Raw genomic sequence first — 13,697 nt, 5'->3', positions numbered from 1 at the left:
AATGACTGGTACAGTTAAATTTTTCAACGAAGACAAAGGCTTTGGATTCATTACCAATGAAGACACAGGAAGAGACATTTTTGTCCACATCTCTAACTTGAATGGCTTAGTTTTAAACGAAGGCGACAACGTTTCATACGAAGAAGCAGATGGACGAAAAGGTGTGGTTGCTGCAGATGTTCAAATTATTGAATAATTGTTTTTTCAACCAACGCTAAAACGACAATGCGCGCAATCAAAATTGCGCGTTTTTTTATACACTTACATTTCGAAATAAAAAGTGAGAAACTTAATTCAAATTTCGTTTTTGACTAAAGAATTGTTTTAATAAACTGGAAGCTTGTTCCGCCATAATTCCACCTTTCATAACAGTTTTTGGATGTAATTTTGTGTTTAAGTGAATACAGCCACGTTCTTCATCACGAGCGCCGTAAACAATATTTGAAATTTGACTCCAATACAACGCGCCTGCACACATTTGGCAAGGTTCTAACGTAACATACAAGGTGCATCTTTTTAAATATTTCCCACCTAAAAAGTTTGCCGCCGCTGTAATTGCTTGCATTTCTGCATGCGCTGTAACATCGTTTAAAGTTTCTGTTAAGTTGTGTCCGCGCGCAATGACTCTATTGTCAATTACAATGACCGCGCCCACAGGAACTTCTCCTTTTTCGAACGCCATTTCAGCTTCTTGTAGCGCTTTTTTCATAAAATATGCGTCGTCGTAAATGTCTTGTAGATTCATAGAAATAGATTCTACAGTAAAACTACTAAGTTTTTAGCGAACCAACTTCAAAAATCGTAGTTTTGTAATCATTAATGCATACATGAAAAATTTACTTTCACATATAAATTCACCTATAGATTTACGAAAAATTTCCAAAGAGGAATTGCCACAAATTGCAAAAGAATTACGTGAATTTATAATTGATATTGTTGCTACGAAAGAAGGACATTTAGGTGCAAGTTTGGGTGTTGTTGAATTAACAATTGCCTTGCATTACGTGTTTGACACGCCAAATGATTTACTCGTTTGGGATGTTGGGCATCAAGCGTATGGACATAAAATTTTAACAGAGCGCAGAGACGTTTTTCATACAAATAGAAGACGTAACGGGATTTCTGGCTTTCCTAAACGTGACGAAAGTGACTATGATACATTTGGTGTTGGACATTCATCTACGGCGATTTCTGCGGCTTTAGGAATGGCAATTGCATCCAAGTTACAAAAGAATTTTTCCAAACAACATATTGCCGTTGTCGGTGATGCTTCCATTGCAAGTGGAATGGCATTTGAAGCCATGAATCATGCTGGCGTAACGGATACGAATATATTGATTATCCTGAATGACAACGCTATCGGAATTGACCCAAGTGTTGGCGCGTTGAAACAGTATTTAACAAATGTTAAGAAAGGTGCAGAGAAGCAAGATAATATTTTTGAAGCGTTAAATTTTGACTATTCTGGACCAATTGACGGGCATGATGTTTTTAGTGTTATTGCCGAATTGGAACGTTTGAAAACCGTAAAAGGTCCAAAGTTTTTACATGTAATTACTACCAAAGGAAAAGGATTGCAGAAAGCTGAAGAAGATCAAGTAAAGTATCATGCGCCAGGAAAGTTTGATAAAATTACTGGCGAATTAACACCAAAAAACACCTCGCATTTACCACCAAAGTTTCAAGATGTTTTTGGACATACAATTGTAGAACTTGCTAAAAAGAATGAAAACATTGTTGGAATTACACCAGCCATGCCTACAGGAAGTTCGTTAAAGTATATGATGGAAGCAATTCCTGATCGTGCTTTTGATGTTGGAATTGCCGAACAACACGCCGTAACTTTAGCCGCCGGAATGGCAACACAAGGTTTAATTCCGTTTTGCAATGTATATTCTACGTTTTTACAACGTGCATATGACCAAGTAATTCACGATGTAGCTTTGCAGAATTTACCCGTAATTTTTTGTTTAGACAGAGCCGGATTGGTTGGAGAAGATGGTGCAACACATCATGGAGTGTTCGATTTGGCATATTTACGTTGTATTCCAAATCTTATCATTTTTGCACCTTTAAATGAAGTCGCATTACGAAATATAATGTATACAGCTCAACTTGGCTTGAAACATCCAATTGCGATTCGATATCCAAGAGGTCGCGGCGTTCTACACGATTGGAAACAACCGTTTTCTGCTATTGAAATTGGTAAAGGAATTTGCATTCAAGAAGGTTCTGAGGTTGCTATTTTGAGTATAGGAGCTATCGGAAATACTGTTATTGATGTTTTGAAAGAAGTTGATTTTTCTGAAAAAGTAGCACAGTATGATATGCAGTTTGTAAAACCGTTGGACGAAATATTATTACATCATATTTTCAAAAAATTCAAAACGATAATTACGGTTGAAGACGGAACAATAAAAGGCGGTTTTGGAAGTGCTATTACTGAATTTGCTTCGCGATATAATTATACAAATACGCTACGTGTACTTGGCATTCCAGATCGTTTTATAGAACATGGAACAGTTGAAGAGTTGCATGCAACATGTGGTATTTCTAAAGATACAATTAAAGAGTTGTTGGCTTCTTTATTATAAATTAGTATTGAATTTCTTAAAAAGAGAAAAGAAGTAAAAACGCTCCACAACAATTGCAAAGCGTTTTAGTATGGTTAAAGTTGTATTAATTAAAGACAGTTTCTAATGCTTGATTTGTTTGCCCTTTGCGTTTTGCCATTTCCTGACTTTCTTTAGCTGCGATTACATATAGGTTGAAATCATAATTTTCCAACTCTGGAGTAGATACGTTTCCTTGTACTTTGTATACTGGAATTAAGAATCGTTGTAAGTCTGAAGGACTCGCCGCGTAGTATCCGAGACTTACATCTGTAATTTCGCCTGAGCTCTTCCCTTGTTCTTTAATGACTGCAAATCTAAAGTTGTCAAACACTTGTTGCACTGCTTCTTCGGGTAAAATTACTTCCGCTTTTCCTTCCTGTTTTGGAATTCTGTTAAAGTGCACAAATTGAACCAATTGGTCATTGTTTACAAATGATATTTGTGTTTTTGCACCCGATCCGAATATTGGAAAACCTTCCAATTCGTGTGTAAAGTTTACATTTACACTTGTTGGAAATTCTTTAGTAGCTGTATCTTTTGGTGATTCGCTTGTTGCGGCAAATGAGTTTGAAACTGAATGTACTTTCATCGTACTTTCATCAATTTTAAGTTGCTCTAAAAGTTTTTTTGCACTGCGAATGGCTTCTTGTTCAGAAGGTAAATTTTTAGAAAGTTCTCTGTTTTCACTATACGCGTTTTCACGATCTGTCCACCAAAATGAGTCACTTCCAGTGTATATCTCTAAGGCTTCTTTATCGTTTCTAATCAGTAATTGATCTCCTAAATCTCTTAATTCTCCTTCAGTTTTGAAGTTTGAACGTAAAAATTCTGTGCGTTTTGCAATATAATTTGCATATTCTTTGTTTTTAGCCGAGGCAGTATCAAAGTGAAATGTTTTATACATTGGTACCTGTCCAACGTGTTTTGGTAATTTTGTATTGAATTTGAATAATGAATCTTTCATTTTATATTATTTTTTTGATGATTTTGAATGTTAACAACTTCCTTTTGCATACGCTAATTGCGTAGGATTATCAGGATCGGCACTTACAGAACCCTTTCCATGCCAATGATCGCTAAATGTGTTGATACTTCCTTCGTTTGCGCGCAAATATGCCCATTCTGTTGCTACAGGCTCAGTTTCTACACAGGCTTTTATCCATGATTCGCGAACCGTCCAAGAGTCATTTAAACGTTTTGCAAACTTTTCTCCACGATCACTGCGGTCATAACAAATAGTAGCAAAACCTAATATAAAATGCAATCCTTTAAAAACTCCCCAACCCCAACGATTAAAAACATCGTTAGAATCTAAGGCGTTACAGCCATCAAAAACGATCCATTCCAAGTCTTTGTCACCAAGTTCCATTTCAGTATTTCGAGCTTTCCCATCGTCTAAATCGTTTCTTCCAAACAATAAGTAACTTCTTGATCCATGACCAGAAAAGAAGGCAATATCTACATTGTCGGCATAAGTTGTATCGGTTCCTGACGATGGAGAACCTTTTCCTGATTCTTCAAAATCTCGATCCCAAGCTAAGTTATCTCCGTAATCAAATTGTTTTACACCAGCTAATGTGTTGTAAAAACCTCTTGCATTATCGTCATTGTTACTAAGGTCAGATGCATTTCCGTTGTATTGATTTACCCATTCAATTCCAATTGCTCCCATAAATAGTAGTTTTAATTTTTTTAATCTAGTTTTTCCCAAAACTAGATTGTTCTGTCAACGATTTCAGCCATGTATATCCTAAATACTACTAGGTGTTTTCACCCTTTTTTATGTAAGAAGGATATATGTGTTAATATTTAAGTTGTTGAAAATTAGCTTGTTAAAGCTTCAATGTTAATTTAATGTTACGTAAATGTTGTTTAAAAGTAAAAAAATAGTTAAGTTTGTAACGTAATTATTAATAAGCCCAAGTCATTTAAAAATATATAGATATGAAAAAGTTACTTATAATAGCAGTGTTCTTCCTTTCAGGAACAGTTGCATTCGCACAAAACAACAAGCCAACATTAGAGAAAAAAGGAGATGTAATTGAAGCTACTTATTTTCATAATAATGGAGCTGTTGCACAAACAGGATTTTTCAACAAAGAAGGAAAGTTACAAGGAGAATGGAAGTCGTATGATACAAACGGAAAGAAAGTTGCCGTTGGAAATTACGAAAATGGAAAGAAAGTTGGAAAATGGTTTTTCTGGAGTGCAAATAGTTTAAGCGAAGTAGATTATTCTAATAGTAGAATTGTTGGCGTTAATAACTGGAAAAATACAAATCCGGTTGTGAGCAATAAATAAAAAAATTACGATCATACAAAATCCCCAAGTCTCAATGAGATTTGGGGATTTTTTTGTTTTCTATTTGTATATCTTTTTCCTTAACGTAAATCTAAGAAGTGGTTTTGCATTTAATGAAATAACTCACAGGCTAAATGTTAAAGGGGAATTTTCCTTATTGTTTATTTCGTAATTATTTTCGTTCTTTAATTCTGTAAATATTAAATCATTAAACATCAACAAAAAATCCATTGTTAATTTTAAAAGAAAATAAAATTTTAGGCGGCGCATCGTCAGACGTTCGTTCGTATAGCAGCTAGTCGATCTTGTTATCGCCCAAATACGATATAAACGATAGTAATTAGCAAGGAGTGAGTATTAACTATGAGTAATTAGCGAACTTCTGTTTGCTTTTCATTTTAGTGTACTGTTCTATATAGTTTCCAAAACTAATACTTTTTGATTTGCTAGTTGTTTTTATGCTCAAATTTAACGAACTATAGGAAGCTTGACGTAAACTTTGCTACATAAAAAAACTCCGCCTTTTGAGCAGAGTTTTCATGTATTACTTTATGATTTTATACCGTTTCTATTGGCAAATCAATTTCGTTGATATCTAAGTCTTCATCTCCGTTTTCATTATTGTCTTCAACGTTATTTTTAGTTTCAACAACTTCATCTGTGATAGGTCGTTTACTTTTGAATAACCAGAATTTGAATTTCGTGATTAGGAAAAATAGTATTGGAACAATAATTAACGTAAGGAATGTCGCAATAATTAATCCATAGATTACTGTCCATGCTAATGGTCCCCAGAAAATTACGTTGTCTCCACCAATATATATTTTCGGATCAAAATCGCTGAATAGTGAGAAGAAGTCAATATTGAATCCAATTGCCAACGGAATTAATCCTAATACGGTTGTAATTGCGGTTAGCAATACTGGACGCAAACGTGCTTTTCCACTTCGTACAACAGTATTGAATACTTCGTCAATAGGTAAATATTTGTCTTCAGGAATTTCAAGTTCTTCTTTTTTACGATCAATGAGTAATTGATTGTAGTCGAGTAAAACTACACCATTGTTTACCACAATTCCCGCCAAGGAAATAATTCCCATCATTGTCATCATAATTACAAATGGCGCACCTGTAATTAATATTCCACCAAAAACACCAATTAAACTTAAGAAAATAGCAATCATAATGATTGTTGGTTTTGAGATGGAACTAAATTGGAAAATTAAGATTAACATAATTAAACCTAAACCAGCAAAGAATGCGCTTCCTAAGAATGCCTGTTGCTTGTTTTGTTCTTCAATTTGTCCTGTATAATCAATTTCTACTCCGTCAGGTTTAAAATCTGCCATTGCTGCCTGAATTTGCGCTACAATGGCACCAGCATCCGTAAACCCGGGAGACATCCCTGAATACACTGTTACCACACGTTTTTTCTGTTTGTGTTTTATGGCACTAAAACCAGACGTATTGTTTCGTTTTACAACCGCAGACACAGGAATTTCTTTTAACTGCCCCATTTGATTTCTGAAAATCATTTTTTGGTTGAACAACGAGCTTATGTTGTATCTGTTATCTTTATTGAAACGAACGTAGATATCATAATCTTCTCCATCTTCTTTGTAAACTGCTGCTTTGACACCAAATAACGAATTTCGTAATTGTTGCCCAACTTGCCCAGCCGAAACACCTAATTCTCCAGCTTTTTCTCTGTCTATAACAACTTGCATTGCTGGTTTTCCTTTGTTTACGTCAATTTTTAATTCTTCAATACCTGCAATATTTTTAGTATTGATAATATCACGCATACGTTCTGCTTCTGCAATAAGTTGTGTATAATCTTCACCTTCCAATTCAATATTAATCGGATAACCTGTTGGCGGACCAACGGCATCTTTTTCTACCGAAATAGCAACTCCAGGATAAATTCCTTTTAAAGCTTCGGTTACTTTTTGGCGTAATATTTCGCTATCTTCTCCTTTACGGAATTTGTATTCGCGCATGGAAGCTGTGATTTTTGCTTTGTGTGGCATTTCTGCCGCCGAACCACCATCGGTTTGCGGATTTCCAGCACCTTCACCAACTTGTGAAACGGCAGATTCTACCAAGAAGTTTTTGCCATTATCCATGTATTCTTCACCATTTAACACTTCGTATACACGCGCTTCAATTTCTTGGGTAATATTGTTCGTTTTTTCAATAGCTGTTCCTTGCGGATATTCAATGTAAACAATAATTTGATTTGGTTTATTGTCTGGAAAAAATTCTACTTTGGTACGTTTGCTCGCCATAGATGCCCCAAAAAATCCAAATGCTAAAAACAGTAATATAAATGTTCCTATAGTAAATAAATACGGTCTCCAACCACCAAGAGCAAATCGTAAGAAACGTTCGTACGCACGTTCTAACGCCGCTAAAATTCTGTTTTGAAAGAAACGCGCCATCGGTTTTAAGATGTATTTATAAACCCAAAACATGATGGCAATAAATATGAGTAATGTTCCTAAACCTTTTGCCGCTCCACCAATGATTAGGCATAAAATTCCAAGAAATCCAAGAACGATACTTATAATAATGAGTTGACGTATTTTTAGTTTGCGCTCGCCAACTTCCATAAATTGAGACACCATTAACGAGTTGATAAATATGGCAACAAATAGGGAAGAACCTAATACGACAGAAAGCGTAATTGGGAAATAAATCATGAATTGTCCCATAGTTCCAGGCCACATTCCAAGCGGAACAAAGGCGGCAACTGTTGTTAAGGTAGATATGATAATTGGAAAAGCAATTTCGCCAATACCTTTTTTTGCAGCTTCAATTCGGCTCATGCCTTCTTCATCCATTAAACGATATACGTTTTCAACGACTACAATTCCATTATCTACCAGCATTCCAAGTCCCATAATTAAGGCGAACAGAATCATGGTATTCATGGTGTATCCAAATAAATCTAGAATGACAAACGACATAAACATTGACATTGGAATTGCCAATCCCACGAATAATGCATTTCTAAATCCTAAGAAGAACATCAATACAAAAACCACTAGAATGATTCCGAAAATAATGTTGTTTACCAAGTCATTTACTTGATTGATTGTTTTTTCAGATTGATCATTTGTTACAGAAACATCTAAGTCTTTGTGATCTTCTTTGAAATCTTTAATGATGTCACTAATTTGTTCTGCGGCGGCAACCATGTTTTCTCCTGCACGTTTTTTTACATCTAGCATGACTACATCACGTGCAATGATATCTTTATCTTCTGAGAATTTACGTGCGTATGTAGTTTTGTCCTCTTCTTTAAAACGTACTTCGGCAATATCTCTAAGATATACAGGACCATCAATTGATTTTACTACAAAATCATTAAGTTGTTTTGGATTTTCAATTTCACCAATAATTCTAATCGTACGTCGTTGTCCTGAGGAAATCATGTTTCCTGCAGAAATTGTCATATTTCCGTTTGCAATAGCGCCTCTAACATCATCAAAGTTTACTTGTGCCGCCATCATTTTGTATACATCAACAGCAACTTCTACTTCTTTTTCTTGCGCACCACGAATATCAACTTGTTTAATTTCGATTAAATCTTCGATATCATCTTCTAGTACTTCGGCAAACTCTTTTAGTTTATCTACCGGGTAGTTTCCTGAAATGTTGATGTTTAAAATAGGTTGTTCTTCCGAAAGATTTAGATTGAATACCGTTGGCTCTACTTTTGCGCCATTGAATGTTGGCCAATCTTCGCCACCTTTTTCCGCATCAACTTCATCTTTTACTTTGAGTTTTGCTGATTCGACGCTTATTTTTTCATCAAATTCAACAATAATAATTCCGTAATCTTCTTGTGATGTAGAGGTAACTTCTACAACGCCACTTACGTTTTTGAGTCGATCTTCTAACGGATCCACAATTAGTTTTTCAATATCTTCCGCAGTATTTCCAGGATATATGGTACTTACGTAAATTTTTGTTTCAATCACTTCTGGGAAATTTTCTCGCGGCATACTGAAGTACGCTGAGATTCCCAAGACGAGAATTAAGCTCATTACGATGTAGATAATTGTTTTATTATCAATCGCCCAAGAGGATAAAATGAACTCTTTATTTGTTTTTTTGTTAGCCATTTGGTAGAGATTAGTTGGTTGTTATGATCTTAATTTCTTGATCATCTTTTACACTTCGCGCACCTTCTTTAATGACTGCGTCGCCATCTTTTAATCCGCTTGTAATTTCAATGAAATCACCTTGTGTTTTACCTGTTTCTATGATAACACGTTTTGCTTTTGCAGTTTTGTCGTTAATATCATTAGCAACAAATACATATTGTTGACCTTCAGCATTTTCTGAGATTACACTTTGTGGAATTAGAATTGCTTTTTCGCTTGTATAATCGTTAATTTTTAGTTTCGCAGTTAAGTTTGGTTTGATTTTCCCATCTTTGTTGGATACACCAATTTCAATTTTGTACGTACGATTGTTTGGATTGATAAAATCTGCCGCTTGGCGAATTTTTTCTTTTGAGGTTGTTCCTAATACTGGAAAATACACTTCTACATCAACACCTTCTACAACGCTTGTAAGATATTTTTCAGGGATGACAGCTTCAATATACATATCACGTAAGTTTACAATGCGCATAATTTGCGATTGTCCGGCACCAACGACAGAACCTTGTTCTGTAATAACATCATCAATAACACCAGAAAAAGGAGCACGGATTGCTGTTTTAGCAATTTGAATTTTTAACTGATCAACTGCTTTTTGTTGTCCTTCATATGCCGATTTTGTTTGTAAAAACTCAATTTCAGAACCAATTTTTTGATCCCATAATCTTTTTTGACGTTCGTATGTTGTTTTTGCAAAGTCAGTTTGAATTTGCAATTGTGCCAATTGTTGACTTAATCCGTTATCATCAACTCTTGCTAAAATTTGACCTTTTGAAACACGTTGTCCTTCTTTTACAAAAACCTGTTTTAAAATTCCAGACATTTCAGGTGTTATGACAATATTCTTCTTCGTGTCAACACTTCCTTGTAACTCTAAAAAGTGATTAAAAATGGTATCTTTTGCTACAATTGTAGTAACCAACGGAAGCTTTTTCGTAGGATTTATTGCTTCCATTGCATCCGAAAGCTTTTGAATTTTAGCGTCAAGCTCCATTTTTTCAGCTTTCAATGCATCTCTTTTTTCAGCAATTGCCTCTATGTTTTTTTCTGAAATTAATGTATCTACATCTTTCTCAGCTCCGCCACCGCATGAAGCCAATATGAGTACAATAGGAATGAGTAGTATATTTATTTTTTTCATTATGATTGATATTTTATAGTTGATGTGTGTTAGTTGATGAGTTTAAAAGTTTATTCGTTTAATTGTGATTTTCGTAATGTGTTTAACATTCTACTAATTTTTCAAATGAGAATACTTTCACTGTTATTTTTTGTTTATAGGTTGATTAGTTTTATAAAGTATTTTAAATAAACTTTTTAACTAACAATTTTATACTTTTTGGCTGTAAGTTGATTCATTGTGTTTTTCATAAACTCTTAAACTTATAAACCATTACACGATACGACTAGTTCGTTTGATTTAAAATTGTTTCTAATTCGGCCTTTTTGTTAATTACATCTAACATAGATTGTAAATATTCTTGTTGTGCACTATATAATTGTGTTTGTGCTTGGCGTAATTGAAAACTGGTTCCGACACCTTCAAAAAATTTCACTTGATTTTTTTTCTCAATACGTTCTGAAAGGCGTAAATTTTTCTTTGCAGTTTCATACTCTTCTATCGATAATTGATAATCACTTTTTGCAGATGCTATTTGTAATTTTAATTGCTGCTCAATTTCTAACAAATCATTTTGTGCAATATCTAAATTAATTTTTGCGCGTTGTGTAGAAGCACTTCGTTGTAGTGAACTAAAAATTGGAATATTTAAACTAAATCCAAAAGCAGCCGATCCAAACCATTGTTGTTCTCTCTGGAAAAAATTAAAAGAGTTTCCATTTCCGTTGTAACCTGCCGTTACAAACCCTGAAAGTGATGGTAAAGCTTTGCTTTTTTCTAATTTCATTAACAATTCTTTTGAACGTGTATCGTTAGCGGCAATTCTGTAATCTACAATGTTGGTAACATCATCGTCTACAGTTAAAATTGTAGGAATGATGTTTTCCAATGTCAATGCTTCAAGTGTATCTGTTAAAGTCGTTTCATTGTTTAAATCAATACCCAAAGTAATGTTTAGCATTTTGTATGATAAATCGCGCAAACGCTTCATGTTACGTAAATTACTTTCTATGCTAGAGAGTGTAATTTCCAATTGTTCTACATTTTCTTCTTCTGTCAATCCATTTTCATAGATTTTTTTCGTTTCGTTCAGGTTTTTTTCAAGTGTAATTTTATTTCGTTCTAAAATGGCAACACTTTCTTCTGAAAGTAATACATTTCCATATGCATTGATTACTGCTTTACGAACTTGTAAATCTGTTTTCTCCTTTGCATTTTCTGAAATTTCTAAAAATACTTTGGCAGATTGTAATCCTACTAAATACGAACCATCAAAAATTAATTGATTCAATGTAATATTAGCATTTGCAGTTTGCTCTGTTCCAAAAATTGCAGGAAATTGGTCATTTATACTTAATCCTAAATCCATTCGATCTTGTTCAGATAAAATTGAAGCTGGAAGCAATGAAACCTGTTGTTTTATATTGTTTATATAATCAATATTGGCATTAATTTGTGGAAGTCCTGTTGCGGTAGTTTCCCATTTTTGCTTCTTTGCAGCTTCAATGTTGTTCACTGCATTTTTAGCATTTCTATTGTTTTCAAGTGCAAAAGTGATAGCTTCATCCAAAGAGAAGCTCTTGGGCACTTCTTGATTTTCTTGTGAAAATCCTAAGCTTAGAAAACATAAACTAAACATATATATTAGTCTGTTTCGCATGTTATAATGATTGATTGGTTGTTATAAATTTATGTAATGTTTCAAGTCCTTTTGGTGTGCAAATTCCACGTATATGATATTCTAAAAAATATTCCATTAACGTATTCATAGAGAATTCTTTTAATGGAAATAATTCATTGTCTTTAATACCAATGATACCGTTAAAATATATTCGTGCAATAAATTCAATATCAATAGTATCTCTATACACACCTGAATTAACACCGCGTGTTAAGTTGTCTTTGACACAATCTTGCATGACGTCAAACTGTTTTTTCTTTAACGTTACATAGATTTTTGGATAATATTTCTGTAATTGATATTGTGGTGAAGATTTTTCATCTTTCAAATGTTCCATAACGAAGCGTTTGATTTCATACAACTCTTCAATAGAATTTTTTTCGGTAGCACAAATCATATCTATACCTTCACTAATTAAGCAAAACAACGAATTAGTTACTTCGTTCACTAAAGTTGTTTTGTTATTATAATGTGTATAAATGGTCTTTTTGGAAATCCCCATTTCATTGGCAATATCGTCCATCGTTACACTCTTAAACCCTAAGTTTAAGAATAATTCTGTTGCTGTTATTTTAATTTTCTCTTTCATAAGTAGGCTGCAAATGTAAACAGGAAACTTTAAAAACCAAAAAAGTTTCCTAAGTTTTTACAATTATTTAACAATTGATTTTTCTTTTACATACTATGTAAATATGGTATTTTAGCTGAAATTTTTATTGCATGACACATATTGCTCACTATCGAGAGACTTTCCTAGCATATTTAGAAGAAAAGATAGTATTAACAGAACCCAAAAATTTATACGAACCTATTGTATATATTCTTCAATTAGGTGGAAAACGATTGCGACCAATATTGACGTTAATGACAACCGAAATTTTTGGAACTTCCCATGAAAAAGCATTAGATGCGGCATTAGCTGTTGAGGTTTTTCATAACTTTTCGTTGGTACATGATGATATTATGGACGACGCACCTTTGCGAAGAGGAAAAGAAACGGTACATGAAAAATGGGACATTAATACGGGAATTTTGTCGGGTGATGCCATGTTAATTTTGGCATATCAACTTTTTGAAAACTATGAAGATGGTATTTTTAGAAAACTAGCACAACTATTTAGCAAAACTGCTATGGAAGTATGTGAAGGACAACAATACGATATTGATTTTGAAACTCGTAACAATGTTACCATTCCTGAATATTTGAAAATGATCGAATATAAAACGGCAGTTTTGGTTGGTGCCGCTATGAAAATGGGTGCTATTGTAGCAGGAGTAAGCGAAAAAGATGCGAACGCTATTTACGATTTTGGTCGAAATTTAGGTTTGGCATTTCAATTACAAGATGATTATTTAGATGCGTATGGCGATCCCGAAACTTTTGGAAAGCAAGTTGGTGGCGATATTATTGAGAATAAAAAAACATATTTATACCTAAAAGCACTGGCAAATAGTACACAAGAAAATCAACAAAGCTTACAGCATTTATTTTCAATTCAGCCAGAAGATGCAACAGAAAAAGTGGAAGCTGTGATGAAAATTTTTAACGAAAGCAAAGCGCCTGAAGCTATTAAAGAAGCTATTGAAGTGTACACTGAAAAAGCATTTCAAGTGCTTGAAACATTGCATATTGAACCTAAACAAAAGCAAGTATTAAAAGCATTTGGAGAACAATTAATGAACAGAACTGTCTAAAATAGAATTGAGTATTGAGAGGTTCGTAGTGAGTTTTCACTATGTTGTAAAACATTTTGATCCGTCCTAAAATAAGTAGATAAGGAAAATAATTAATGTAATAACTCGTTCTA

11 protein-coding genes are annotated in these 13,697 nt (G+C 33.9%); 4 read left to right on the top strand and 7 right to left on the bottom strand.

Features of this window, described 5'->3' with window-relative positions; genetic code table 11:
• Position 1: 1 nt before the first annotated feature.
• Entirely contained in the window at positions 2 to 196 is a 195-nt protein-coding gene (locus tag ACQ654_RS12675) for a cold-shock protein (RefSeq protein WP_430410705.1), read from the top strand.
• Positions 197 to 289: 93 nt separating this feature from the next.
• Here ACQ654_RS12675 and ACQ654_RS12670 read toward each other — a convergent pair whose 3' ends face one another.
• Positions 290 to 745 (bottom strand): nucleoside deaminase, encoded by a 456-nt coding sequence (locus ACQ654_RS12670; protein ID WP_430410704.1) that lies wholly within the window; start codon positions 743 to 745, stop codon positions 290 to 292.
• An 82-nt stretch (positions 746 to 827) separates the two neighbouring features.
• Between ACQ654_RS12670 and ACQ654_RS12665 the strand changes: the two genes are divergently transcribed.
• Complete coding sequence (locus tag ACQ654_RS12665) at positions 828 to 2,594, top strand: 1-deoxy-D-xylulose-5-phosphate synthase (protein WP_430410703.1); 1,767 nt, start codon at positions 828 to 830, stop codon at positions 2,592 to 2,594.
• Positions 2,595 to 2,679: 85 nt separating this feature from the next.
• Here ACQ654_RS12665 and ACQ654_RS12660 read toward each other — a convergent pair whose 3' ends face one another.
• A complete protein-coding gene (locus tag ACQ654_RS12660; protein WP_430410702.1) occupies positions 2,680 to 3,579 on the bottom strand; it encodes a hypothetical protein in 900 nt (299 codons plus the stop codon).
• 30 nt (positions 3,580 to 3,609) lie between these two features.
• Entirely contained in the window at positions 3,610 to 4,287 is a 678-nt protein-coding gene (locus ACQ654_RS12655) for a DUF6345 domain-containing protein (RefSeq protein WP_430410701.1), read from the bottom strand.
• 272 nt (positions 4,288 to 4,559) lie between these two features.
• On the opposite strand from ACQ654_RS12655, the gene ACQ654_RS12650 reads away from it, so the two are divergent.
• A complete protein-coding gene (locus ACQ654_RS12650; protein WP_430410700.1) occupies positions 4,560 to 4,916 on the top strand; it encodes a toxin-antitoxin system YwqK family antitoxin in 357 nt (118 codons plus the stop codon).
• Between the two features lie 557 nt (positions 4,917 to 5,473).
• On the opposite strand, the gene ACQ654_RS12645 is transcribed toward ACQ654_RS12650, so the two are convergent.
• The 4 genes from ACQ654_RS12645 to ACQ654_RS12630 form a co-directional block, all read right to left on the bottom strand.
• The gene (locus tag ACQ654_RS12645) at positions 5,474 to 9,046 is read right to left on the bottom strand and encodes an efflux RND transporter permease subunit (RefSeq protein WP_430410699.1); all 3,573 of its coding nucleotides are present in this window, start codon (positions 9,044 to 9,046) and stop codon (positions 5,474 to 5,476) included.
• Positions 9,047 to 9,056: 10 nt separating this feature from the next.
• Positions 9,057 to 10,229, bottom strand: a complete 1,173-nt coding sequence (locus ACQ654_RS12640) for an efflux RND transporter periplasmic adaptor subunit (protein ID WP_430410698.1) — start codon at positions 10,227 to 10,229, stop codon at positions 9,057 to 9,059.
• 265 nt (positions 10,230 to 10,494) lie between these two features.
• Entirely contained in the window at positions 10,495 to 11,868 is a 1,374-nt protein-coding gene (locus ACQ654_RS12635) for a TolC family protein (protein ID WP_430410697.1), read from the bottom strand.
• Between the two features lies 1 nt (position 11,869).
• A complete protein-coding gene (locus ACQ654_RS12630; protein WP_430410696.1) occupies positions 11,870 to 12,478 on the bottom strand; it encodes a TetR/AcrR family transcriptional regulator in 609 nt (202 codons plus the stop codon).
• A gap of 131 nt (positions 12,479 to 12,609) precedes the next feature.
• On the opposite strand from ACQ654_RS12630, the gene ACQ654_RS12625 reads away from it, so the two are divergent.
• Positions 12,610 to 13,584 (top strand): polyprenyl synthetase family protein, encoded by a 975-nt coding sequence (locus tag ACQ654_RS12625; RefSeq protein WP_430410695.1) that lies wholly within the window; start codon positions 12,610 to 12,612, stop codon positions 13,582 to 13,584.
• The last annotated feature ends 113 nt before the right edge of the window (positions 13,585 to 13,697 follow it).

It is taken from the genome of Kordia sp., from assembly GCF_965283645.1.
Lineage (GTDB): Bacteria > Bacteroidota > Bacteroidia > Flavobacteriales > Flavobacteriaceae > Kordia.
Note: the sequence above shows the minus strand (reverse complement) of the source record. Positions and strands in the feature narration are given on the sequence as shown.